The 21,843-nt window shown below is 69.2% G+C and carries 18 protein-coding genes; 14 read left to right on the forward strand and 4 right to left on the reverse strand.

Features of this window, described 5'->3' with window-relative positions:
* Window positions 1–80 precede the first annotated feature (80 nt).
* A complete protein-coding gene (locus ACOCEP_RS24630) occupies window positions 81–1,148 on the forward strand; it encodes a hypothetical protein (RefSeq protein ID WP_482331357.1) in 1,068 nt (355 codons plus the stop codon).
* Between the two features lie 940 nt (window positions 1,149–2,088).
* On the opposite strand, the gene ACOCEP_RS24635 is transcribed toward ACOCEP_RS24630, so the two are convergent.
* Entirely contained in the window at window positions 2,089–3,342 is a 1,254-nt protein-coding gene (locus ACOCEP_RS24635) for an HNH endonuclease signature motif containing protein (RefSeq protein WP_482331358.1), read from the reverse strand.
* Window positions 3,343–3,818: 476 nt separating this feature from the next.
* Between ACOCEP_RS24635 and ACOCEP_RS24640 the strand changes: the two genes are divergently transcribed.
* The 11 genes from ACOCEP_RS24640 to ACOCEP_RS24690 all read left to right on the forward strand — a co-directional run bounded on the left by ACOCEP_RS24640 (window position 3,819) and on the right by ACOCEP_RS24690 (window position 14,625).
* Entirely contained in the window at window positions 3,819–5,387 is a 1,569-nt protein-coding gene (locus ACOCEP_RS24640) for a purple acid phosphatase family protein (protein WP_482331359.1), read from the forward strand.
* 68 nt (window positions 5,388–5,455) lie between these two features.
* The gene (locus ACOCEP_RS24645) at window positions 5,456–6,493 is read left to right on the forward strand and encodes a BMP family ABC transporter substrate-binding protein (RefSeq protein WP_482331360.1); all 1,038 of its coding nucleotides are present in this window, start codon (window positions 5,456–5,458) and stop codon (window positions 6,491–6,493) included.
* A complete protein-coding gene (locus ACOCEP_RS24650) occupies window positions 6,474–7,991 on the forward strand; it encodes an ABC transporter ATP-binding protein (RefSeq protein WP_482331361.1) in 1,518 nt (505 codons plus the stop codon). The genes ACOCEP_RS24645 and ACOCEP_RS24650 overlap by 20 nt, the downstream gene beginning before the upstream one ends.
* Window positions 7,988–8,992 (forward strand): ABC transporter permease, encoded by a 1,005-nt coding sequence (locus ACOCEP_RS24655; protein ID WP_482331362.1) that lies wholly within the window; start codon window positions 7,988–7,990, stop codon window positions 8,990–8,992. The genes ACOCEP_RS24650 and ACOCEP_RS24655 overlap by 4 nt, the downstream gene beginning before the upstream one ends.
* A complete protein-coding gene (locus ACOCEP_RS24660) occupies window positions 8,989–9,846 on the forward strand; it encodes an ABC transporter permease (RefSeq protein WP_482331364.1) in 858 nt (285 codons plus the stop codon). The genes ACOCEP_RS24655 and ACOCEP_RS24660 overlap by 4 nt, the downstream gene beginning before the upstream one ends.
* Window positions 9,843–10,571 (forward strand): nucleoside phosphorylase, encoded by a 729-nt coding sequence (locus ACOCEP_RS24665; protein WP_482331365.1) that lies wholly within the window; start codon window positions 9,843–9,845, stop codon window positions 10,569–10,571. The genes ACOCEP_RS24660 and ACOCEP_RS24665 overlap by 4 nt, the downstream gene beginning before the upstream one ends.
* Window positions 10,568–11,698 carry an acyl-CoA dehydrogenase family protein gene (locus tag ACOCEP_RS24670; RefSeq protein WP_482331366.1) on the forward strand — a complete coding sequence of 377 codons (1,131 nt, stop codon included), beginning with the start codon at window positions 10,568–10,570 and terminating at the stop codon, window positions 11,696–11,698. Before ACOCEP_RS24665 ends, ACOCEP_RS24670 begins: the two co-directional genes overlap by 4 nt.
* Entirely contained in the window at window positions 11,698–12,708 is a 1,011-nt protein-coding gene (locus tag ACOCEP_RS24675; RefSeq protein WP_482339811.1) for a s-methyl-5-thioribose-1-phosphate isomerase, read from the forward strand. Before ACOCEP_RS24670 ends, ACOCEP_RS24675 begins: the two co-directional genes overlap by 1 nt.
* Window positions 12,705–13,421 carry an acireductone synthase gene (gene mtnC, locus ACOCEP_RS24680; protein ID WP_482331367.1) on the forward strand — a complete coding sequence of 239 codons (717 nt, stop codon included), beginning with the start codon at window positions 12,705–12,707 and terminating at the stop codon, window positions 13,419–13,421. Before ACOCEP_RS24675 ends, mtnC begins: the two co-directional genes overlap by 4 nt.
* Window positions 13,418–14,050 (forward strand): methylthioribulose 1-phosphate dehydratase, encoded by a 633-nt coding sequence (mtnB, locus tag ACOCEP_RS24685; RefSeq protein ID WP_037343883.1) that lies wholly within the window; start codon window positions 13,418–13,420, stop codon window positions 14,048–14,050. The genes mtnC and mtnB overlap by 4 nt, the downstream gene beginning before the upstream one ends.
* Window positions 14,047–14,625, forward strand: coding sequence for a 1,2-dihydroxy-3-keto-5-methylthiopentene dioxygenase (locus ACOCEP_RS24690; RefSeq protein ID WP_482331369.1), 579 nt, complete (start codon window positions 14,047–14,049; stop codon window positions 14,623–14,625). The genes mtnB and ACOCEP_RS24690 overlap by 4 nt, the downstream gene beginning before the upstream one ends.
* Window positions 14,626–14,775: 150 nt before the next feature.
* Here ACOCEP_RS24690 and ACOCEP_RS24695 read toward each other — a convergent pair whose 3' ends face one another.
* Together ACOCEP_RS24695 and ACOCEP_RS24700 are read right to left on the reverse strand one after the other, a co-directional pair.
* Window positions 14,776–17,157, reverse strand: coding sequence for a chitinase C-terminal domain-containing protein (locus tag ACOCEP_RS24695; RefSeq protein ID WP_482331370.1), 2,382 nt, complete (start codon window positions 17,155–17,157; stop codon window positions 14,776–14,778).
* Between the two features lie 423 nt (window positions 17,158–17,580).
* Window positions 17,581–18,243, reverse strand: a complete 663-nt coding sequence (locus ACOCEP_RS24700; protein WP_482331371.1) for a VOC family protein — start codon at window positions 18,241–18,243, stop codon at window positions 17,581–17,583.
* 153 nt (window positions 18,244–18,396) lie between these two features.
* On the opposite strand from ACOCEP_RS24700, the gene ACOCEP_RS24705 reads away from it, so the two are divergent.
* A complete protein-coding gene (locus ACOCEP_RS24705) occupies window positions 18,397–18,987 on the forward strand; it encodes a hypothetical protein (protein ID WP_482331372.1) in 591 nt (196 codons plus the stop codon).
* A gap of 68 nt (window positions 18,988–19,055) precedes the next feature.
* On the opposite strand, the gene ACOCEP_RS24710 is transcribed toward ACOCEP_RS24705, so the two are convergent.
* Window positions 19,056–21,134: a phosphocholine-specific phospholipase C gene (locus ACOCEP_RS24710; RefSeq protein WP_482331373.1), complete on the reverse strand. Its 2,079-nt coding sequence runs from the start codon at window positions 21,132–21,134 to the stop codon at window positions 19,056–19,058.
* Window positions 21,135–21,252: 118 nt separating this feature from the next.
* On the opposite strand from ACOCEP_RS24710, the gene ACOCEP_RS24715 reads away from it, so the two are divergent.
* Window positions 21,253–21,762: a hypothetical protein gene (locus tag ACOCEP_RS24715; protein ID WP_482331374.1), complete on the forward strand. Its 510-nt coding sequence runs from the start codon at window positions 21,253–21,255 to the stop codon at window positions 21,760–21,762.
* The last annotated feature ends 81 nt before the right edge of the window (window positions 21,763–21,843 follow it).

The raw sequence follows: 21,843 nt of genomic DNA on the forward strand, positions 1-21,843 counted from the left end.
GATGCCGGGTTGTCACGCTGGGTGGGATCCCCCGTGCTCGACCACGATGGCGAGCAGAACTGAACCGACAACCTCAACCAATGGCTGATTTCAGGCTTCGCGTTCTCATCACTGTTTCCGTCGCCGCTTTCGCCGCGGCGGCCGCGGCGCCCGCTGTGGCGACCGCCGCACCGGCCGGGGCTTCGGTCGTGACTTCGTCCGAGGTCCGTGCCAAGGCCGCCGCGGTCGTCGGGCTCACGGTCACCCCGGAACTGCTGCGCATCGAAGAACGTGACTTCGTCCACGAGATCTACCAGGCCGCCAAGCGGCGTGGCGAGATCGCCCAGGAGGTCCAGTTCGCGGCGCTCGACGCCTACAACCGCGGCTGGACCTCGTCGTTCCTCACGACCGGGATCCACGAGGCGCATCAGCGGGACCTGGATCGCGAAGCGGTCTATCAGGTCCGGCGCACGGAGCGGCAGCCCGCCGCCACGCTGCTCGGTTTCGAGCTGACCTCGATCCTGCTGGCCAAGGACGACGCGAACTTCGTCTTCGCGTTGTGGGAACGGGCCGCCAAGGGTTCGTTCGTGAAGGCGGGCGCGGCCGCCGCTTTCCGCGCGACACCGGTGGAGCACAAGGAATTCATCGTCCGCGGCATCTTCGTCGAGCACCAGCGAGACGTCGACGCGGCGAAGGAAGCGGCCGAGAAGGAAGCCGCGGAAAAGAAGCTCCGTGACGCGCGGGTGAAGGCGGCCGCTGTCGTCGGCATGGATCCGGCGCTGGCCGCGCAGCTGACGGACGAGTACTTCGTCCAGCACATCTGGACCCGTGACCTGGCGCCCGAGGATTCCGAGGTCTGGTACCAGGCCTTCCACAGCCGGACGCCGGAGCAGTGGCGGGCCTTCATCGACACCGGCATCTTCGAGGCCGCGGCCAAGGACAAGGTGGACGCCATCAAGGTCCGCGCCGCCGCCGTCGTCGGTATCGAGGCCGGATATGCCAGGTATCTCCAGGAAGGTCCCCTGGTCCGCGAAATCTGGACCCGGGCGGAGTCCGGCAGCCACGTCCAGGCGGCCGCCTATCGGGCCCTGCAAAGCGAATCTCCCGCCCAGTGGCGGGTCTTCCTGGAGACGGACATCTTCGTCGCGGAGGCGGCGGACAAGTCCTGACCGTCGCTGGTCTGTGTCTGAGTTCCTGCTGAAGCCGACGTCCGTGAAGGGCCCCAGAGTCCCTCGAAGTTCCCTCACGGCGGGACACCTTTCCGTGAGCCTCAGCGGGAATACGTGACGGTGGCTCGACCCTCTCCAAGTACGTGAAGGCCTCCTTCATTGCGCTAGGCGCAATGAAGGAGGCCTTCACCATCCTGCAAACGGGTGTGGGCATCGCGAGGGCCCGTCGCCGGTGTAGCCGGCGGATCCTCGGGGTTCAGTGGTGGTGGGGGGTGTTCGGCGAGGTTTTCGGATTGGCCGGGTGAATCCTGGTAGCCCAGCGGGTCGGGCGAGACGTTCGGTCTGTCGCCGGGGCCGGCTTCTGTCGGTGGACATGCCGAAGCGTCCGTTGCCTGGGTGGCTGGCGGGTTCCTCAGGGTTCAGTGGTGTCGCGCCGGGGATTTCCGGAGCGGATTCCGCTACTGGACGGGGAGCGTTCCGGCTACCTGCCGTCAGGACGAGACGTTCGGCTCGAGCGTGTGGTCTCTGTTGGTTCGAGTCTTCCGCTTTCGCGAGCTGTGTGGATATGGGGACGTCAGATGTCCCGAAATCCACACAGTCGTGCTTGATCGGTCCGGTCAGGCAGGGCCGGCGAACGGCGGGGACATGGCGAAGGCCTGTCGCCGGTGTGGCCTACGGGACTATCGGGGGTCAATGGTGGTGCGGGGTGTCGTCTCGGTCCTGGGGCGGGATGTGTTCCGGCTGCCGGTCGCCGGGACCAGACGCTCAGCTTGGGCTGGGCCTCTGCTGGTACGCGCCTTCCGCTGTTTGGGTGGGGTTCAACCGGGGCCCCAGTAGCCCACCGGTTCGGCGGGCGCTTGTCTTGAGGCTGGGCAGGCTTTTTGTCTGTGGGCATGCCGAAGGGCCCGTCGTCGGTGTGGCCGACGGGCTCTTCGGGGGTTCAGGTGTGGTGCAGGGTGTTACGCCGGGGTTGTCGGAGCGGATCCCGGTACTGGGGTGGGATGAATTCCGGTAACCCATCGGCCGCCATCCGTACTTCCCAGTCACCGTGGTGGATCAGCCGGTGGTGGAACCCGCACAGCAGCACGAGATTCCGCAGGTCGGTGGGGCCGCCGTCCACCCAGTGGTGAATGTGGTGGGCGTGGCAGTTCTTCGGTTTCCGATGGCAGCCCGGGAACGCGCAACCCCCGTCGCGGATGTTCAACGCCCGTCTCTGGCCCGGTGTGACGAACCGCCTGAGTCGTCCCACATCGAGGGGCTCCCCGGCTGCGCTCATGACGACCGGCAGCATGAGGCAGTCGCAGGCCGCGAGCCGTGCTTCCCGCGCGGTCATCGTGCCGACGAAGTCCAGGCACGCGGTCCCGAGGCCGGACTTCAACTCCTCAAGTCCGATGGTGACGTTCACCAGGGTGCGGTAGCCGCTGGTGCCCGGTTGGTCCGGGCAGGCGATCGCCAAGTCCAGCAGCTCGGCCCAGGCGTCGCCGAGGCGTTCGCATTTCATCCGCAGGTCGGCTTGCCCGAATTCGTCGACGGGCCGTGGCTGGGCATACGCGTCGAGGGCGGCGGCGGTGCGGGCGCCGGTCTCGTCGTCCAACAGCCCGGTCAGTTTCCAGAACCCGTCTCTGCGCCGTTCCAGCGTGATTTCGCGGCGTGGTTCTTTGGGTTCGGGGTCTTTGGGTTCGTTGCCGTCGGGGTCGAGCCAGGCCAGCAGTTTCGCCTCAGCCTCGACAAGCTGGCGAGGACCCGCGTTCGGGGCAAGCTCACCAAGGATCTGTTCGGCGGTGGCCCGGTCCTCGGCAGAAGTATCAGCGGGGAGTTTTTTCACGATGTCCAGGATCTGATCGATCCGCTCATCCCCGACCAACCCCGCCGCCGCTACCGCCGCAGTGGTAGGAGCAACAGGCGGGACCTCGGTGCCGTCCAAAGCCCGGGTGGGGTTCAACGCGATCGCGCGTTTCACCACCGCACCCGCCTCACCCCGCGACAACCCGGCCATGTCCGCGTACCAGCTGGCTGTGCTGCCATGCCCGTACAGGTCTTTGACGCCCCGGTTCTCGATCTCCGCCAGGAACTGCCCCAACGCGGCACTGGCCATCCGGATCACCTGCAGGGCGTGCTGCACGCCCTGGGCAAGCTCCAGCTTGCCGGCACGCCACAACTCCTGCGGCAACTCGGGAAGAAAGGTCTCGGACACGACTCCATAATACCGCAACAATGTCGAACAGGTGTTCGTAATTTTAAGCGACCAGCGAAACGCGCGAACAACACTGAAGGGTGACGCTGCCGCAAGCGCCGGATCACCCAGGGCGACCTCTTCGCATTTAGTCGACTAAACGCGAAGAAGAGCCCCGATCGCGAGCGCGACACTGCCGCCGCACTCCCTGACGCTGAACACTGAAACAGCCGCAAGCGCCGAGTCATCCAGGGCGACCTCTTCGCATTTAGTCGGCTAAACGCGAAGGGATCGCCGTGGTAGCCGATTACGTGTGAGGCGTGCGCTGCATTTAGTCGACTAAATGCGAAGGAGGTGCCGCAGTCAGGCGACTAAGTGCGGGAGCCTGGAAGGTAAAGGGGGCTTGGGAATTCCTTGAGTCCAAGATGGACAGTTCGACCACTCCTGTTCGTCTCGCCGTCGCGAGCCGAACACATCCGTCAGCGACCATCCCGCGTATGGAAATCCCGAGGGTCGGTGTACCCGACGCGCTGGCTTCGCGCCTGCCGATGGCCGAACAACACGAGTACCTCAGGCGCCGCACGATTCTCAAGGGCGCCGTCCTCGCGGCCGGGCCGCTTCTCCTGCAGGGCACCGCGTACGCCGACGGCGACAAGGTCGTTCCGGCGGGGCGGCATCTCGCGTTCGGCCGGAATCCGCGGACGTCGATGCGGGTCGCGTGGCAGGTTCCGGCACCGGTGCGGAAGCCGTTCCTGCGGATCGCCGACGGGCACGGCGGCTGGAGTCATCGCATCCCGGCTGAGGTCCGCGCGCTGCATTCCGAGGTCGCCGGGGTCATCGCACCGTACGACCAGTATTACCTCCACGCCGAGGCCGACCATCTCTGGCCTGGCCACACTTACCGGTACGCCGTCGGGCACGAGGGTTTCGACCCGGCTTCGGGGGACGGCGGGCCCGCCGCGATCTCGACGTTCACGACCGCGCCCGCGCGGGGGATCCCGGCGGGCAAGTTCACCTTCACCGCGTTCGGTGACCAGGGAGTCTCGACGACGGCGCTCGCGCAGGACGGTGCCGTCGCGCGCCAGAACCCGCGTTTCCACCTGCTGGCGGGCGACATCGCGTACGCCGATCCGAGCGGCGCGGGCAAACCGCCCGGGACCAAGCCCGATGCGGACCACGATCTCTTCGACCCCAAGGTCTGGGACGCCTACTACCGGCAGATCGAGGGTGTCGCGGCATCGGTGCCGTGGATGGTCACCACCGGCAACCACGACATGGAGGCCCTCTACTCGCCCGACGGCTACGGCGGCCAGGTCAAACGCTGGGATTTCCCCGGCACCGGCCCGCACGACTGCCCCAGCGTCTACTCCTTCATCTACGGCAACGTGGGCGTGATCTCGCTCGACGCCAACGACGTCTCCTACGAGATCCCCGCCAACCTCGGCTACTCACACGGCTCCCAGACGGCCTGGCTCAAGCGCCGCCTGCGGTACCTTCGGTCGCAGCCGGACGTCGATTTCATCGTGGTGTTCTTCCACCATTGCGCCTACTCGACGACCAATCAGCACGCGTCGGAGGGCGGCGTCCGTGAACAATGGGTGCCCCTGTTCGACGAGTACCGGGTCGACCTCGTGATCAACGGGCACAACCACATCTACGAACGCACTGACGCCCTGCGCGGCGGCAAGGTGACCCGCGAGGTCAAGATCGGCGACACCGTCGAGCCGGACCGCGACGGCACCGTGTACGCGACCTGCGGTGGCGGCGGGAAGAGTCTCTACAGCTTCCCGGTGCCCGACACGTTCGTGGGTGAGTTCCAGTCGTATCACTGGGTCAAGGGCGGTGAGAAGGTGACCGAAACCGTCTCCTGGTCCCGCGTGCGCTACACCGGGTACTCGTTCCTCGCGATCGACGTCGAGCCTGCCTGGCCCGGCCGCCGGACGACGTTGACCGTGCGGACCCTGCGCAACGACGGCGCCGAGATCGACCGGTTCACCCTGCGTCGCACCGCGGGTCTTCATCGGTCACGGCACGCAGTCCTCGGCGCCGACCCGGGCGACGTATAACGTCCTACACGGTTCCGCATGGTGGGACTCGGTGCCATATCGTGGACCGGAGACATACAGTCCGGGACATGTCGCCGAGAACCCTCCTGCGGGCCGTCATGGCCGTTTCCGCCGTCACGCTCCTCGCCGCGTGCAACGCCTCGGCCAAGGATCCGGCCGCCCAGAACGCCGCCGGGCCCGCGCTGGTCCTGATCACGCCGAGCCCGGTCGGCGTCAACGACTTCCTCAAGCTCGCCGTCCAGGGCATCGAGGACTCGGCCAAGAAGCACAACGGGACGCAGAAGGTCTACCAGAGCACCGATCCGGCTTCGATCCAGCAGAACCTCGCGGCCGCGGTGCGGGAGAAGCCCGCCGTGATCGTCGCCGTCGGCTTCAACTTCGCCGACGCGATCGCGGCCGAGGCCGAACGCAACCCCGGGCAGAAGTTCCTGTTCGTGGACTCCTGCACCACCAAACCGTTCCCGAACGTCACCTGCGCGGTGTTCCGCGAGCACGAGGGCAGCTACCTCGCCGGCGCCGAAGCCGGGCTGCTGAGCAAGAGCGGCAAGGTCGGCGCGGTCGTCGTGCTCGACGCGCCCCAGTTCCGCCGGTACTCGATCCCGTTCGGGCAGGGCGCCGAAAAGGCCAAGCCCGGCACCACGCTCGCCCCGCTGTTCATCGGCGGCGCGAACCCGTTCAACGACCCCGCCCGCGCGAAGGCGCTGGCCACCACACTCGCCGGTCAGGGCGTCGACCACGTCATGGGCGCGGCCTCCGCGGCGGGCAACCTCGGCGTGTTCGAGGCGGCCAAACAGGGTGGTTTCTTCGCGTTCGGCGTCGACGCGAACCAGTGCCCGGCCGGCCCGGGCCAGGTCGTGGACAACGTCATCAAGCGCACCAACGTCGTCATCGGCGACGGTGTCGACGCGATCCTCGGCGGCAAGACCGGCGAGACGAAGTCCTACGGTGTCAAGGAGAAGGGTATCTCCCTGACCGGGCTGGAACCCGACGCCGCGACGTCGCAGTGCGTCGTCGCGAGCCACCCCGACGTGCTGGCCAAGGTCGGCGAACTGCGGGACCAGATCATCTCGGGCGCGATCGTCGTCGATGACCCCGCCGAATCCTGACGCCGTCTCACTCCGGGGGATCGTCAAGCGGTTCCCCGGAGTGCTCGCGAACGACCACGTCGACCTCGACGTCGGCAGAGGCGAAATCCACGCGCTGATGGGCGAGAACGGCGCGGGCAAGTCGACGCTCATGTCCGTGCTCTACGGCCTCCACCGGCCCGACGAGGGCACGATCTCCTTGCACGGCAAGGAAGTCTCCTTCGGTTCGCCCGCGCAGGCCATCGACGCGGGTGTCGGCATGGTGCAGCAGGGATTCGCGTTGTTCGGCGAACTCACCGTCACCGAGAACGTCGTGTTCGGCAGCGAACCGACCCGCCGCGGCCTGCTGGATCGCAAGGCGGCGACGGCCCGCGTCACCGAACTGATCGAACGGCACGAACTGCGGCTGCGGCCCGGTGACCGGGTCCGCGACCTGCCGGTCGGGCTCCGGCAGCGCGTCGAGATCCTCAAGCTGCTGTACCGCGACGCCGGTGTGCTGATCCTCGACGAACCCACCGCCGTGCTGACCCCGCCCGAGACCGAGCGGCTCTTCGGCGTGTTGCGCGCCCTCGCCGCCGAGGATCGCACGATCCTGCTGGTGTCGCACAAACTCCAGGAGGTCCTCGCCGTCAGCGACCATGTCACGGTGCTGCGTGACGGCCGCGTCAGCGCCCGCGGGCGCACGGCGGACCAGACCGCCGCCGGGCTCGCCGCGGCGATGACCGGACGCGAGGTCGACCTCGATCGCGTCCATCCGCCTGGGACGCCTGGCGACACCGTCCTCGAAGCCCGTTCCCTGACCGTTCCCGGCGTGGAAGGAAAACCGTTGCTGGACAGCGTTTCCCTGACCGCGCGTGCCGGGGAGATCGTCGGCGTCGCCGGGGTCGCGGGCAACGGGCAGGCTGAGCTCTCCGGCGCCATCACCGGCCTCTTGAAGACCGGCGGCACCATCGTCCTCAATGGACAGAAGCTCGATGGACTGTCCGTACGTGCGCGGCGGGACGCCGGACTCGCCCATGTCCCGGAAGACCGTGCCGAGGTCGGCTCGGCGCCCACTGCGGGACTCCGGGAGAACCTGGCCGTCGGCTTCCACCGCAAACGACCGTTGGTGCGCAAGGGATTCCTGCGCCGCAAGGCGATCGACGAGCACGCGTCGGCGATCATCGAGGACTACGACGTCCGCGCGTCCGGCCCCGCCGCCGCGATGGGCACGTTGTCCGGCGGTAACCAGCAGAAGGCGATCTTCGGCCGCGAGCTCAGCCACGACGCGCCCTTCCTGCTGGTCGAACAGCCCACCCGCGGTGTCGACGTCGGCGCGATCGAGAACATCCACGCCCGGCTCGTCGCCCATCGCGACGCCGGGCACGCCGTCCTGCTGATCTCCGCCGAGCTCAGTGAGATCCTCGCGTTGTCGGACCGGGTGCTGGTGCTGTTCGAAGGCCGGATCGTCGCGGAGTTCACCAAGGACGAGGCCGATCAGCACACGGTCGGGCTCGCGATGGCCGGAGGTGCCGGATGAGCCGCGTCCGTCTCATCGCCGTCCCGGTCGCCGCGGCGCTCGTCCTCGGCGCGATCCTGTTGCTGGCCACCGGAACCGACCCGCTGGCGGCGTACGGCGCGATCGTCTCCGGCGCTTTCGGCCCCGACGGCATCGGCGACACTCTGGCCTACGCCGTCCCCGTCGCGGGGATGGCCACGGCGCTCGCGATCCCGCTGCGCGCGGGCATGGTGAACCTCGGTGGTGAGGGCCAGCTGGTGCTCGGCGCGATCAGCGCGCTAGCCGTCGGCCTGTACGTGCCCGGCCCCGGACCGGTGAAGGTGATCCTCGCGCTGCTCGCGGGGGTGATCGCCGGAGCCGCGTACGCCGCGCTGGCCGCGGTCTGCGAGAACAGGCTCGGTGTCCCGTTGCTGATCAGCACGCTGCTGCTGAGCTATCCGGCGATGTCGCTCGCCGGGTACCTGGTGCGGTTCCCGTTGAAGGACGCCGGTTCCAGCCTGCCGCAGAGCCCGCAACTGACCGAAGGCGCGCGGCTGCCCGAGATCGACGGCGTGACGACCGGGATCTTCCTGGTGGTGGCGGTGATCGCCGTCTACACGGTGATCGACGCCCGCACTCCCGCCGGTTTCGAGACCAAGGTGACCGGCTGGGCGCCGCGGTGCGCCGCCTACGCCGGGATCGACCGGCCGAAACTCACGCTGCGGCTGCTGGCCGCTTCGGGCGGGACGGCGGGACTGGTCGGCGCGATCGCCGTCCTCGGCTTCCCGTACCGGTTCATCGACGGCGCGCTGATCACGCCGCAGTACACCTGGATCGGCCTGCTCGCGGCGCTGCTCGCCGGGGCCAGCCCGCTCGGCACGCTGCTCGCGGCGGTCTTCTTCGCCGCGCTGACCAGCGGCGGGTTCGCGATGGAACGCGCCACCCAGGTCCCGCGCGAACTCACCGCGGTCCTGCAGGCGGTGCTGATCATCTTCCTGGCGGCGACGTCGGGCGTCTTCAAGCGGAAGGCGAGGCGCGCATGATCGACGCGAGCCTGTTCTCCTCGGCGCTCACCGCGTTGACGCCGATCCTGTTCGCCGCGCTCGCGGGCGCGTTGTGCCAGCGGGCCGGGGTCTTCAACATCTCCCTCGAAGGCTCGCTGCTGGTCGGCTGCTTCGGCGCGGTCGCCGGCAGTTGGTACACCGGCAGCGCGTGGATCGGCGTCGTCGTGGCGGTGATCGCGGCGACGGCCTACTCGCTGATCCTCGCGATCGGCTCGATCACCTTCGACGGCGACCCGATCGTGTTGGGCGTCGCGAGCAACCTGCTGGCGGTCGGCCTGACGAGCTTCCTCATCCGTACCGTCTTCGGAACCGAAGGCTCGTTCAGCGACCCGTCGTTGCAGGGGCTGGGCCAGTTCGGCCCGATTCCGGGGCAGTCGCTGCTGGTCTACCTGTCCTGGCTGGCCGTGCCCGCGCTCGCGGTGCTGCTCTACCGGCATCCGTGGGGGTTGCGGCTGCGCGGGGTCGGGGAGCGTCCGGAGGCCGCGTCCAGCCTCGGTGTCAACGTGACCAAATACCGCTACGGGGTGATCCTCGCCGGGGGAGCGCTATGCGGTCTGGGTGGCGCGCAACTGGCGCTGGGCTCGGTGACGCTCTTCGCCGAGAACATGACCGCCGGCCGCGGCTGGATCGCCGTTGTGGCCGTGATGCTGGGCCGCGCGCATCCGCTCGGGGTGCTGCTCGCGGCGCTGTTGTTCGGCCTGGCCGAGGCGTTCGGCTTCCGGCTCCAGGGCATCGGGTTGCCGCAGCAGGCCACCGACGCCGCCCCGTATGTCGTCACGCTCGTGGCGCTGTTCCTGTCCAACGTCAAGCGCAAGAAGGGACAGCCCGCGTGAGCGACGTCCTGCCCATCACCAAGATCCCCCGGCACGGACTGCCGCCGCGCGCTCTCGTCGTGGGGGATCCCGACCGCGCGACCGCGGTGGCCGGGTCGCTGACGGACGCCGTCCTCGTCGGGCAGAACCGCGAGTACCGCAGCTACACCGGCACCTGGAAGGGCGTCCCGGTCGTCGTGTCGTCGCACGGTGTCGGCGGGCCCGGCGCGTTGTGCCAGTTCGGCGAGCTGGCCGAAGCGGGTGTCCGCACGTTCCTGCGGCTCGGCACCGCCGGTTCGCTGGCCGAGGGGATCACCGATGGCGACCTCGTCATCGCGGAGGCGGCGGTCCGCGACGACGGGGTCACCCAGCAGCTCATCCATCCGGAGTACCCGGCGTTCGCCACTCCGGAGCTCGTCGTGGCGCTGAGCCGCGTGGCTCCCGAGGCCCACCGCGGCGTGGTGTGGACGCGGGCCGCGTTCAGCCCGCTGGTGCTCACCCTCCCGATGGCCGAATACCTGGCCGCGCGGGTGATCGCCATTGAGATGGAACTCTCCACGTTGCTGGTGTTCGCGGCATTGCGCGGCCTGCGGGCCGGTGGTGTGCTCGTGATCGACGGCGACGCGCGGCCCGACCACCCCGACCCGTCGGCCTACGACCCGCACCGCGACGTCGTGGCCGAAGGGGTGGCGAGGGCTACTCGCGTGGCCCTTGACGCTCTCGTCGATGTGGAAGGGGCGGAATGACCGAAGTGTGGCGCAAGGCGGCTCACGAGCTGGCGAGCACCCTGGCGGCGGACGCGGCCGAGCGGGATCTCGCCGGACGTCTCCCGGTGCACGAAGTCGGCTTGCTGCGCGAGTCCGGGCTCTTGCCCCTGCTCGACACCGCCGGCTGGGCGGCCGCGAACGAGGCCACCCGCATCGTCTCCGCCGCGGACGCGTCGGTCGGCCATCTGCTCGGCTACCACTACCTGCAGCTGTGGCGCACCGGCCTGTTCGGACCGCGTGCGGCGAGCGAGCCGGGCTGGTTCTGGGCGGGCGTGAGCAACCCGCTCGACGCCGCCCTGCTCCTGACCCCGGCCGACGGCGGGTTCACCGTCGAGGGCACCAAGACCTTCGCGACCGGCGCGGCCGTCGCCGACCGTCTGGTGGTCAGCGCGACCAGGACCGACAACGGCGAGAAGCTGACCTTCGTCGTCGACGCGCGGGCCGAGGGGATCACCTTCCCCGGTGACTGGGACAACATCGGCCAGCGGCTCACCGCGAGCGGCGCGGTGCGGTTCGAGGCCGTCCGCGTCGCCGAGGACGACGTGCTCGGCGCCCAGCCGGAGGACCAGTCGGATCCGAAGGTGCCCCGCATCTCCTTGGCCGCGATCGGTTTCCAGCTCATGCTCGCGCAGGTGTACGTCGGCCTCGCGTTCGGCGCGCTCGACGCGGCGGCTGTGTACACACGGGAGTCCGCGCGGCCCTGGACACTGTCCGATGTGGACAAAGCGACCCAGGATCCGTACACGCTGGCCGGATACGGCGAGCTGGTCGCGACGGCGCGGGCGGCCGGATTCGCCGTCGACGCCGCGGTTTCCGCCCTCGGCGAGGCCGACGAGCGCGGGTTCGAGCTGACCCCGGCCGAGCGCGCGGAAGCGGCCATCGCGATCTCGTCGGCGAAGATCGTCGCGAGCCGGGCCGCGGTCGAAACCACGAGCAAGGTCTTCGAGTTCACCGGCGCGCGGGCGACGGCGACCAAGTACGGCTTCGACCGCTTCTGGCGCAACGCCCGCACGCTGACCCTGCACGACCCCGTGACGTACAAGGCGCGCGAGGTCGGCGACCACTTCCTCAACGGGATCCCGCCGTGCCTTTCGGGGTACAGCTGATGACGCTGCCGATCCTCGCCGAAAGCGTCCGCATCGACGACGAAGGTGTGCACATCCTCGACCGCCGGGTGTTCCCGTTCGAACGGGAATGGGTGCTCTGCCGGACTTCGGAAGAGGTCGCGGTGGCCATCGAAGAGATGGTCACGCAGTCTTCCGGGCCGTACTTCGCCGCGTTGGGCGCGATGGTGCTCGCCGCCCGCGAGGCGTCCGGTCTCGCCGACGCCCGTGCGTACCTGGAGCGGGCGGGGGAGCGGATCGTCGCGACCCGCAAGACCAACAACCATCTGCGCAAGGCCGTGGCCGCCGTACTGTCCGAAGTGGACAAGTCGGCGGGCGACCTCGTCGAAGCCGCGACGGCCGGGGCACGGGCGGGAGACGAGCTGTATCGGTCGCGCAGCAGGGCGCTCGGTGAGCACGCGGCCACGCTGGTGCCGGCCGGGGCGACCGTGCTGACGCATTGCTGGGCGGACCTGTACCTGGTCGAATTCGTGCTCGCCGCGCGGCGGCAGGGCAAGGAGTTCTCCTTCCTGTGCACGGAAACCCGGCCGTACCTGCAGGGCGCGCGGCTGACCGCCGAGACGCTCGCCGAGATGGGGGCCGACACCCGGCTGATCACCGACGGCATGGGTGCCGCGGTGCTGGCCTCAGGCGAGGTCGGTGCGCTGGTGACCGCGGCCGACCGCGTCACCATGGACGGTCACGTCGTCAACAAGATCGGCACCCTGGGGCTCGCGGTGGCGGCGGAGGCGTTCGGTGTGCCGTTCCACGCCATGGTCCAGGCGCCCGACCAGGCCACGCCGACCGGCGCCGACGTGCCGATCGAATACCGCGACGGCGACGAGGTGCTGAGCGCGCTCGGCCACCGCGTCGCGAGCGAACGCGTCCGCGGGCTCTATCCGGCCTTCGACGTGACACCACCGCGTTTCGTGACCACGGTGGTGACCGACCGCGGGGCCTTCGAACCGGGACGGCTCCGCGAGTACTACGCAGAAGGGGAAGCGAACCAGTGACCGCAACGCTGACCGCCCGATGGGTGGTCCTCGACATCGAGGGCACGCTGACCGCCACCAGCTACGTGCACGTGACCCTCTACGACTACGCGCGCCCGCGGCTGGGCCCGTGGATCGACGACCACCCGGACGATCCCGAAGTCGTCCGCGCCGTCGCCGAGATCAAGGAACTCGGCGGGCTCCCGGCGGACGCGTCCACTGTGGACGTCGTGCGGGTGCTGCACGGCTGGATGGACGCTGATCAGAAGATCGCGCCGCTGAAGACGCTGCAGGGCCTCATCTGGCAGCGCGGGTACGCCGAGGGTGACCTGACGACCGAGTTCTTCGGCGACGTCGCCCCGGCCCTGCGGTCGTGGCACGAGTCCGGGTTGCGGCTCGCGGTGTTCTCGTCCGGTTCGGTCGCGGGGCAGATCGCGTCGTTCTCGCGGACCACCGAGGGCGACGTCACCGGCCTGTTCGAGCGGCATTTCGACACCGTCAACGCCGGGCCGAAGCGCGAGGCGCCGTCGTACCGCGCGATCGCCTCCGCGCTGGAGGCCGAGCCGGGTGACATCGTGTTCTTCTCCGACGTCCCGGCCGAACTCGACGGCGCGGCGGCCGACGGCTGGCAGACCGTCGGGCTCGCCCGCGAGGGTGAACCGTTCGGCGACGCCGATTTCGGGACACACCGGGCGATCCGGACGTTCGACGAGGTGAAGGTCGTCCCTCGATGAGCGTGCTGGAGCTGGCCGGACGCGCGCTGGCGGAGGAGTCCGCCCGGTTCGCCGGACTGGGCTGGATGCGGGGCACGTCCGGCAACCTCTCGGTGGTGCTCGGGCGTGACCCGCTGCGGGTCGCGGTCACCGTCAGCGGCCGGGACAAAGGCGAGCTGACCAGCGACGACGTCGTGGTGGTCGGCGAGGACGGGCTGGCCGTCGCGGACCAGCCGCATCCGGACAAGGTGCCCTCGGCCGAGGCGGGACTGCACGCCCGGATCGCGGCCGTGTCGGGGGCGGGCGCGGTGATCCACGTGCACGCGCTCGCGCCGGTGGTCGCCGCCGAGCACTGGCCGGACGGCGTGGAACTGCGTGACCTGGAGATGCTCAAGGGTTTCGGCCGCGCCGCGCACGACGACCTGGTGACCATCCCGGTGATCGCCAACGGCCAGGACATGCGTGTCCTCGGCGACGCGTTCGAGGCGGGGTTCCGGGCGGACACGCCGGCGGTGATCGTCGCGCGGCACGGGATCTACGTCTGGGGCGATGACCTGCGCCACGCTCGTCATCGCCTGGAATGTTTGGAGTGGTTGCTCCGGTTCCGGGTAGAGACGAGACTCGTGGGAGAGGAAAGGGGAGTGCGATGACCCTGCTGACCGTGTGGCCGGACGACCGGCCCGGTGAGATCGCGCTCAGGACCGAGGATCCGGCCGTGATCACCGGCGAACTGGGGCGGCTCGGCGTCCGGTTCGAACGGTGGGATCTCGTCGAGGACCTGCCGCGCGAAGTGACGCCCGAGCAGGTGCTGGCCGCCTACGAGGAGCCGATCGCCAAGGTCTCGGCGGCCGAGGGGTACACGTTCGTCGACGCCGTGCGCATGACCCCGTCCGACGAACCCGGCTGGGCGGCCGAGGCCGCCGAAGCCCGGCAGAAGTTCCTCGCCGAACACACCCATGACGATGACGAAGACCGCTTCTTCGCGCGAGGGTCCGGCGTGTTCTACCTGCACGTCGGGGGAAAGGTGTACGCGGTGCTGTGCGAGGCGGGGGACCTGCTGAGCGTGCCCGCGAACACCACGCACTGGTTCGACATGGGGACGCGGCCCGACTACGTGTCCGTCCGGTTCTTCCACGACGACGGCGGATGGGTCGGCAACTTCACCGGGGCGACGCTGGCGGGGGACTTCCCGGGGTTCGACGAGTTGACCGCCGGGCGTTACTGAGGATCGCTTCTCCCGGATGTCATGAAAGGGTCGTTCAGGACGTTTTGTGTCCTGAACGACCCTTTCATGACATATCCGGACGCTAGGAACGGTCCTTTCCTCGCAAAATTCGCAAGGAAAGGACCGTTCCTAGCGCGCTGCCGGGCTCTGTCAGGCGGGGGACCAGAGGGCAGGCACGTTCGGCGGCTCCCAGCCGGGCAGGGACCGGTGCCCCTGGCGGCACACGTACGCCGCGCCGTTGTGGGTCACCCTGGCGCCGGTGGCGTAGTCGACGTTCGGCTTCCAGGCGTCGGACGGCACCGACGTGGTCGTGGTCGGCGTGGTGGTGGTCGTCCGGGTCGTGGTCGTCGGGCTGGTCGTAGTGGTCGTACCCGTCGTCGTTCCCGTGGTCGTGGTGGTCGTCGGCGGGGTGCCGCCGCCACGCGGGTGATCCGACGCGATCGCGTACGTGGTCCCGCCGAAGGTGAACGTGAAGTTCGACGGCGACGCGATCGGCATGTAGTAGTTCAGCCGGATCTCGACCGTGGCGCCCGGGGCGATGTTCTGCCAGGTCGGCACGGTCACCGCGACATGCTGGAAGTCTCCCTTCATCCCGCCGACGTTGGGCCCGCTGTGGCCCTTGCTCGTGACCGTCAGGCCGAAGCCCGACTGATCGGACATGCTGCCGGGCGCGCTGGTGCCGTAGTCGAACTCGATCTTCGTCCCGCCGGGGATGGTGGTGGTCGAATTGTTGGTGACGCGCATCCGCGGGGTGATCGGGTAGTTCGCGTCGCCCAGCGCGAAGCCGGTCAGGTTCACGTTCGCGTTCAGCACCGAAGACGGAGCGGGACGCGGCGACTTGGCGTTGCCGTACGGGGCGGCGCCGCGCAGGCCGTCGTTGATCTTCGTGATCAGCGTGTCGCCCATGAAGTACTGGCCCTTGGCTTCGTCGAAGGCGTAGTCGCCCGCCAGCTCCCAGATCATGATGCCGCCGATGCCCTTGTCGGCCACGTACTTGGCCTTCGTGGCGAGCGAGGCTTCGTCCTCAGTGGACAGGAACACCTTCTTGTCGTTGTTCCACAGCCACGGCGTCACCATCGTGTTGTCGTAGAACCTGGTGTAGGAGCCTGAGATCCGGTCCGCCGGGTCGGTCTTCGGGGTCAGCCCGTACGCCTCCAGGTAGTCCGGGGTGATCTCGTTTTCGAGGTTCTTCGCGTGCCACATCGGGTTCGCGCCGGCGGGCACCTCGCCGCCGGCCAGGCCGAGGTCGTGCCAGAGGTTGTCGATGCCGATCGCGCCGTTGCCGCACGGAACGGTCGAACCGACGTTCGACCCCGTTCCCGGTGGACACTGTTTCTGGTCCGGTAGCGGAGCCTTGCCCCACAACCCGTTCGTCCCGCCGGACACGCCTTGCCAGCCGCGGGTGTAGAACCCGACGCCGATGTTGATCCGGCCGGCCTGCATCGCGCCGCGGAAGTAGTGATAGGCCCAGTCGGTGTTGAGGTAACCCTGCCCGTCGTACTGCGGTGTGGTGTACACCTGCCAGTGCGCGAGTTCCGCGTCGTTGCCGGAGTCGTACAGCGCGGCGTTCGGCCCGACGAACTGGTTCCACGCGCCGTGCAGGTCGTAGCTCATCATGTTGGCGTAGTCGAGATAACGCGTGACGCCGTAGACCTCCTGGCCGCGCAGCAGCCAGCCGGAGGCGGGTACGGCGGCGGTCAGCAGGTAGTGCTTGCCGTCGGTGGCGCCCGCCCGGTCGAGCTTCTCGCGCAGCGTGCGCATCAGGTTCTCGTAGCCCGCCCAGAGGGTGCCCCGGTTGGCCTGCGCGATCCAGTAGTCGTCCGGGTTTCCGGCGTAGTTCGCCGACGTCGCGTACTCGTAGTCGATGTCCGCGCCGTTGAAACCGTAGGTGCGCAGGAATTCCACGACGGAATCGGCGAAGACGTCGATACCCGCCTGTGTCTGCGTCATCTTGTAGAACCCGCCGGAGGCGTTGCGGGTGCCGTCGGGGTTCAGGAAGCCGCCGGTCTCGGCCCAGCCGCCGATCGAGATCAGCGACTTCACGTTCGGGTGCTGCTTCTTGTACTTGGTCAGCAGGTTGAAATGTCCCTTGTAGGGCAACGCCGGATCCATCTCGGCGCCGGGCACGCCCGGCCATTCCATGCCGATCGACTCGTTGGTCGCGCTCGGCGCGCCGACCGAGACCTTGTTCTGCGCGTCCACATGCGCGAACGCGTAGTTGAGGTGGGTCACCTTCGACCACGGGATGTTGTTGACCAGATAGGCCGGTGCGCCGTTCTTGCCGGTGCGCCAGCTGGTGAAGTAGCCGATCACGCGGCGGGAATGCCCTTCTCCCAGGGATTCGCGGCCCGCGGTGTCGTAGACGGTGCAGTAGGGGGTGTCGGCGCCGGGTGTCCGGTACAGCCCGTCGGGACGGCAGTCCTCATGGCCGGCCGCACTCGACGGGGACGGGGTGACGACGACGATCATGAGTCCGGCCAGCGTGACGAGCGACGCCAGCAGGGGGAGTAGTTTCCTGGTTCTCCTTGGCACGCCGAACCTCCGACAGTGGAAGATGGCCCTCGGTCCCAGCAGCTTGAGCCGCTGACCAGTCGCGCGTCAATAGGTGTAGACCAATTTCCATCCGGTGCCGTACGACGGAGCGTACCTGTGGTTCGTCAGGTCCGGCTTCGCCGGCGGTGGCCATACCTCCGGCCACATCCCGCGCGTGTTATACCGCCGTTTCCCCCACCACGAAGGAAAACTCGTTCCCGTCGGGGTCCGTCGTCTCCACCGACCGGTGACCACGGCATCTGGGGAGAACGTCGCGGCGGGCGGGCCCTGCTCGACGGTGTCGGCTAGCGGGTGCCCGGACTGTGTGGATTTTGGGTCATCCAACGCACCAAAATCCACACAGTGAGGGACGCGGTCTGGTGGAGGGAGGCCGTCCGGCACCCCGGCCACATCCGGCACGTGTTAAGCCCGCACCACGAAGGAAAACTCGTTCCCGTCGGGATCCGTCATCTCCACCTGTCCGTCTCCTGCCGCGAGCCTGGTCGCGCCGAGCGTGACGAGCCGCTCGACTTCCGGCGAGGATCCGGTCAGGACGAACCGCAGGCGATTCGGTCCGGTCTTCGGCGTGAACGGTGCGCCGCCCCAGGTGATCTTCGGCCCGCCGCGCGGCGAACGGATGGCCGTCTCCTGGTCCTGGTCCCACACCAGGGGCCAGCCGAGGGCCTCGCTCCAGAAATAGCCGACCTCCTGCGAACCGTCGCACGTGACGGCGCCGAGGAAACCACAGCCGGCGAGGAAGTCGTTGCCCGGCTCGATGACGCAGAATTCGTTGCCCTCGGGGTCGGCGAGCACCACGTGCCCCTCCGCGGGGCGCTGGCCGACGTCGACATGCCGTGCGCCGAGTTCGAGTGCCTTCGCGACCGTCCGCTCCTGGTCCTCCAGGGACTCGCTCGTCAGGTCGAAATGCATCTGGTTCTGGCGGGTCTTCGGTTCGCCGGACGGCAGGAAATCGAGCCGGAAGCCGGTGTCGTCTTCGATTCCCGGGCCGAGGAGGCCCGTCCAGAACCGGGCGAGACGACGCGGGTCGTGCGCGGCGAAACTGAGCGCTCGCAAGGTGACGGTCATGAGTGACGCTAAAAGCGCCCGCGACCTCGACGCAACCGAATAAGGCGCGTTCCCCCACGGAGCGGACCCGCTTCCCTCCGGCGGGGGAGCCGTCGGGCCGCGGCGGTGGTGATCGTGGAAAGCGATCAAGCGAGCGGAACCCGAGGAGCCCGTATGACCGTCCACCGAACCACCACGACCGGGAGACTGCGCGCCGCGTGGAGCAGAGCGCACGCCCCGGTGCCCGGCGTCCCCAGGTGGGCGAAGGTCGCGGCCTACGCCATCCCCTTCACCGTGCTCCCGTCCGGCGTGTGGCGGATCATGACCGTCGTCTTCGACATCGGCGGCGACGGCCCGCACGGTTCGGGCCAGCTCCCGTCGTGGTTGCCGGGGCCGGTGTACGTCGTCGGGTTGTCCGTCCTCTCCGAGCTGATCGCCTTCACCGCGATAGGGCTGATCGCGGGGTGGGGCGAGGTCTTCCCGCGCTGGATTCCGCTGCTGGGCGGCCGCCGGGTGCCGCTGCTCGCCGCTGTGGTGCCCGCCGCACTCGGCGCCGCGGTCCTGACCGTGCTGTGGACCGCCGCCGTCGCCACCGAGATGGCCGGGATCACCCTCCAAGGCGATCCCCTCCCGGCCGACTACCCCACGAAGTCACTGCACGGCTGGGAACTCGCCTTCTTCGAACTCACCTACGCCCCGCTCCTGCTCTGGGGACCCCTGCTGGCGGCGGTCTGCTTCGCGTACTGGCGCAGGCGGCGGCAGTGACCGAGCGCAAGTCCGTGAAGGCCTCCTTGAGGGACCCAGAGTCCCTCAAGGAGGCCTTCACGGAACGGTCAGCAGGAGACGCCGGTCCGCCCGTTCTCCACCCGCGCGGTCAGCGTCCGCAGGAACGACGGATCCCCGTCCGCGGTGACCTTCACGTCGTACCAGCCGCCCGAAACCGGCCAGTCCACCGTGACCGAACGCCCGGCCCCGACCCGCACCACGCGCGTGAGCCGCGAAGACGACAGCCGCAGCGTCAGCGCCGAAGCGCCCGAGTTGGACAGCTTGAACTCGACACCCGAGCGCCACGTCAGGAACCGCGTCCGGACGTCGACACCCGCGGCGGCCCCGCGCCGGTTTCCGCGCAGTTCCCACCACGACCGGTTCGGCCCCTGGACGACGACGCGGTACTCGTCACCGGCCAGCTTCACGAGTTCCGGGGCCTCGCCGCGCACGTCACGGTGCGCGGGCTCGGCGAACTCGCCCTTGTACGGGTACAGCGCGAAATGCGCCGAAGATGAGCCGCTGTTGGCGAGTGAGAGCGCCAGATTCCCCGACTTGTCCACCGCGCCGGACACCGAAACCTGGTACGGCAGCGGACGGGACGGCCGGTTGCCGGGCTCGGCCACGGGCAGGCTCTGCTCCGCCGGGGCGGACGGCCGCCAGCGGCTGATCGGCGCGGGCACCGGACCGGGCCGGTTCACCCGCGGCTGCCGTCCGGCGCGCGAGAAGTCGAAGGCGCCGGTGAGATCGCCCGCGACGGTCCGCCGCCACTCGCTGATGTTCGGCTCGGCGATCCCGGTCCAGCGTTCGAGGAACCGCAGCACCGACGTGTGGTCGTACACGGTGGAGTCGACGTTGCCGCCGATCGACCACGGCGAGACGACCGTCATCGGCACGCGCGGGCCGAAGCCGAGCGGCTGGCCGTTGAAGTGGTCCGCGTCGTTGGCCGCGTTCCCGGGCGGCATCGGCGGCGGGACATGGTCGAAGTAGCCGTCGTTCTCGTCGAAATTGATCAGCAGCACCGTCTTCGACCACGTCTCGCGGTCGGACGCCAGCGCGTCGAGCACGCGGTAGATCAGATTCGCGCTGCCGACCGGGGTGGACGCGCCGGGGTGCTCGGAGTCCTTCGCGGACGGCACCAGCCAGCTGACCGCGGGCAGGCGCCGCGCCTGGATGTCCGCCTTCAGCCGGGTCACCAGTGTCTCCGGCTCGCTGCGGTACATGGCCTTCTGGAACAGGTTCCGCTCGGCGGGCGTCAGTTTCGCGACCCCGGCGTCGAACTGCGCCAGCAGCTTGGCGCGCTCTTCGGGGGTCTTCTTGAGCAAGGTGTCGTAGAACTCTTCGGTGGTGCGGAACTTCTCTTCGACCGAAGCGAGGATCTTCGTGCCGACCTTCTTGAACGGCACGAAGTACTCGACCGCGTTGTCGGTGAAGTTGTCCCACTCCTGGTAGATCTGCCACGGCACCCCGGCGGCCTCCAGGCGCTCCGGGTACGTCGTCCAGTCGTAGCCCTTGTGGTCGTAGGAGTACGCGGCGTTCGTGACCGCGCGGTTCGTCGTGCTGCCCGGTTCGAACCCGGTCGTCCCGGTCCACAGGAAGTTCCGGTTCGGGTTGGTGGAGCCGAAGACCGAGCAGTGGTAGGCGTCGCAGAGGGTGAAGGTGTCCGCGAGTTCGTACTGGAGCGCGATGTCGCGGCGCTCGTAGTAGGTCATGGTGGCCGGCGTCTTCGCCGCGATCCAGCCGTTGTTCCAGCCGCGCGCCCACGCCTTGCCGCTTCCGTTCCAGCTGTGGTCGAGGTCGCCGAGGTACTGGATGTCGTCCGGTTTCCGCCCGGCGAGCTCGGCCGCCTCGCGTACCGAGAACGGCAGCACCGTGCCGCCGGCCGGATTCGGCTGCTCGAACACCGACGTCCCCGACGGGAGTTCGAGCGGACGCGGGTCGGAAAAGCCCCGGACCCCGCGCAGGCTGCCGTAGTAGTGGTCGAACGACCGGTTCTCCTGCATCAGCACGATCACGTGCTCGATGGCGTCGAGCCCGCCCCGCCGCATGGGTTCGGCCATGGCGGCGTGCACGGACGGCGGGAGGAGAGTGGTGGCGGCCGCGGCGCCGGTGGCACCCAGCAACGTACGGCGTGACAGTTCAGGCATGCCGGAACCTTGACCGAGTAACATGAACGTCACAAGAACCGAACGGGTCGACTCGGCGTCGGTAGCCGGAGGTCCGTGGTTCCCTGGCAGCACGACGAAACGACGGCGGGGAGGCCTCGTGAGATCGATGTTCGCCGACCCGAGCGGCCGTCGGCGTGTCTTCGCGCGCCGGGCCGCGATCGGCGCCGGTGCCGCCGCCGGCTACGGAGCCCTCCTTCTCGTCGCGTTCTCCGGCGTGCCGGATCTGCCCACCGCGCTGGACCCCAGGCCGTTTCCCGCGCCACTGGTGACGCCCGGCCCGCCCGTGACGCCGCCGTCCACCGTGGCGCCGCCCACCACGACGCCGGACGCGCCTTCTCGCCCGGCTTCGCCGCCGGAATCGCGGGGAGCGCCCGAGCCGGTTCGCGAAACCTCGCCCACGGGCGCCGAGCCTGATCCGGTCCAGGCCGCGGCCCCGCCGGTCCCGCCCGTCCCGCCCGCCCCGCCCGCCTGGTCCGCCCCGCCAGCCCGGTCCGAGGTGCGGGCCCCCGCCACCTCCCCGCGACCGGACACCGAGCGCCGCAACGGCCACGCGCCCGAAGAGCCGCACGGCAAGGCGAAGACCACGCCGCCCAAGAGCAGGCGCTGACCTCCGGTTCCCGCCCGCCGGTCGTGAGGTCGCTGCGCTGAGTGACCGTTCGGCGGGGTGACACCGCTGAACGGGCGCCTG

This window comes from Amycolatopsis sp. CA-211722, assembly GCF_056828465.1.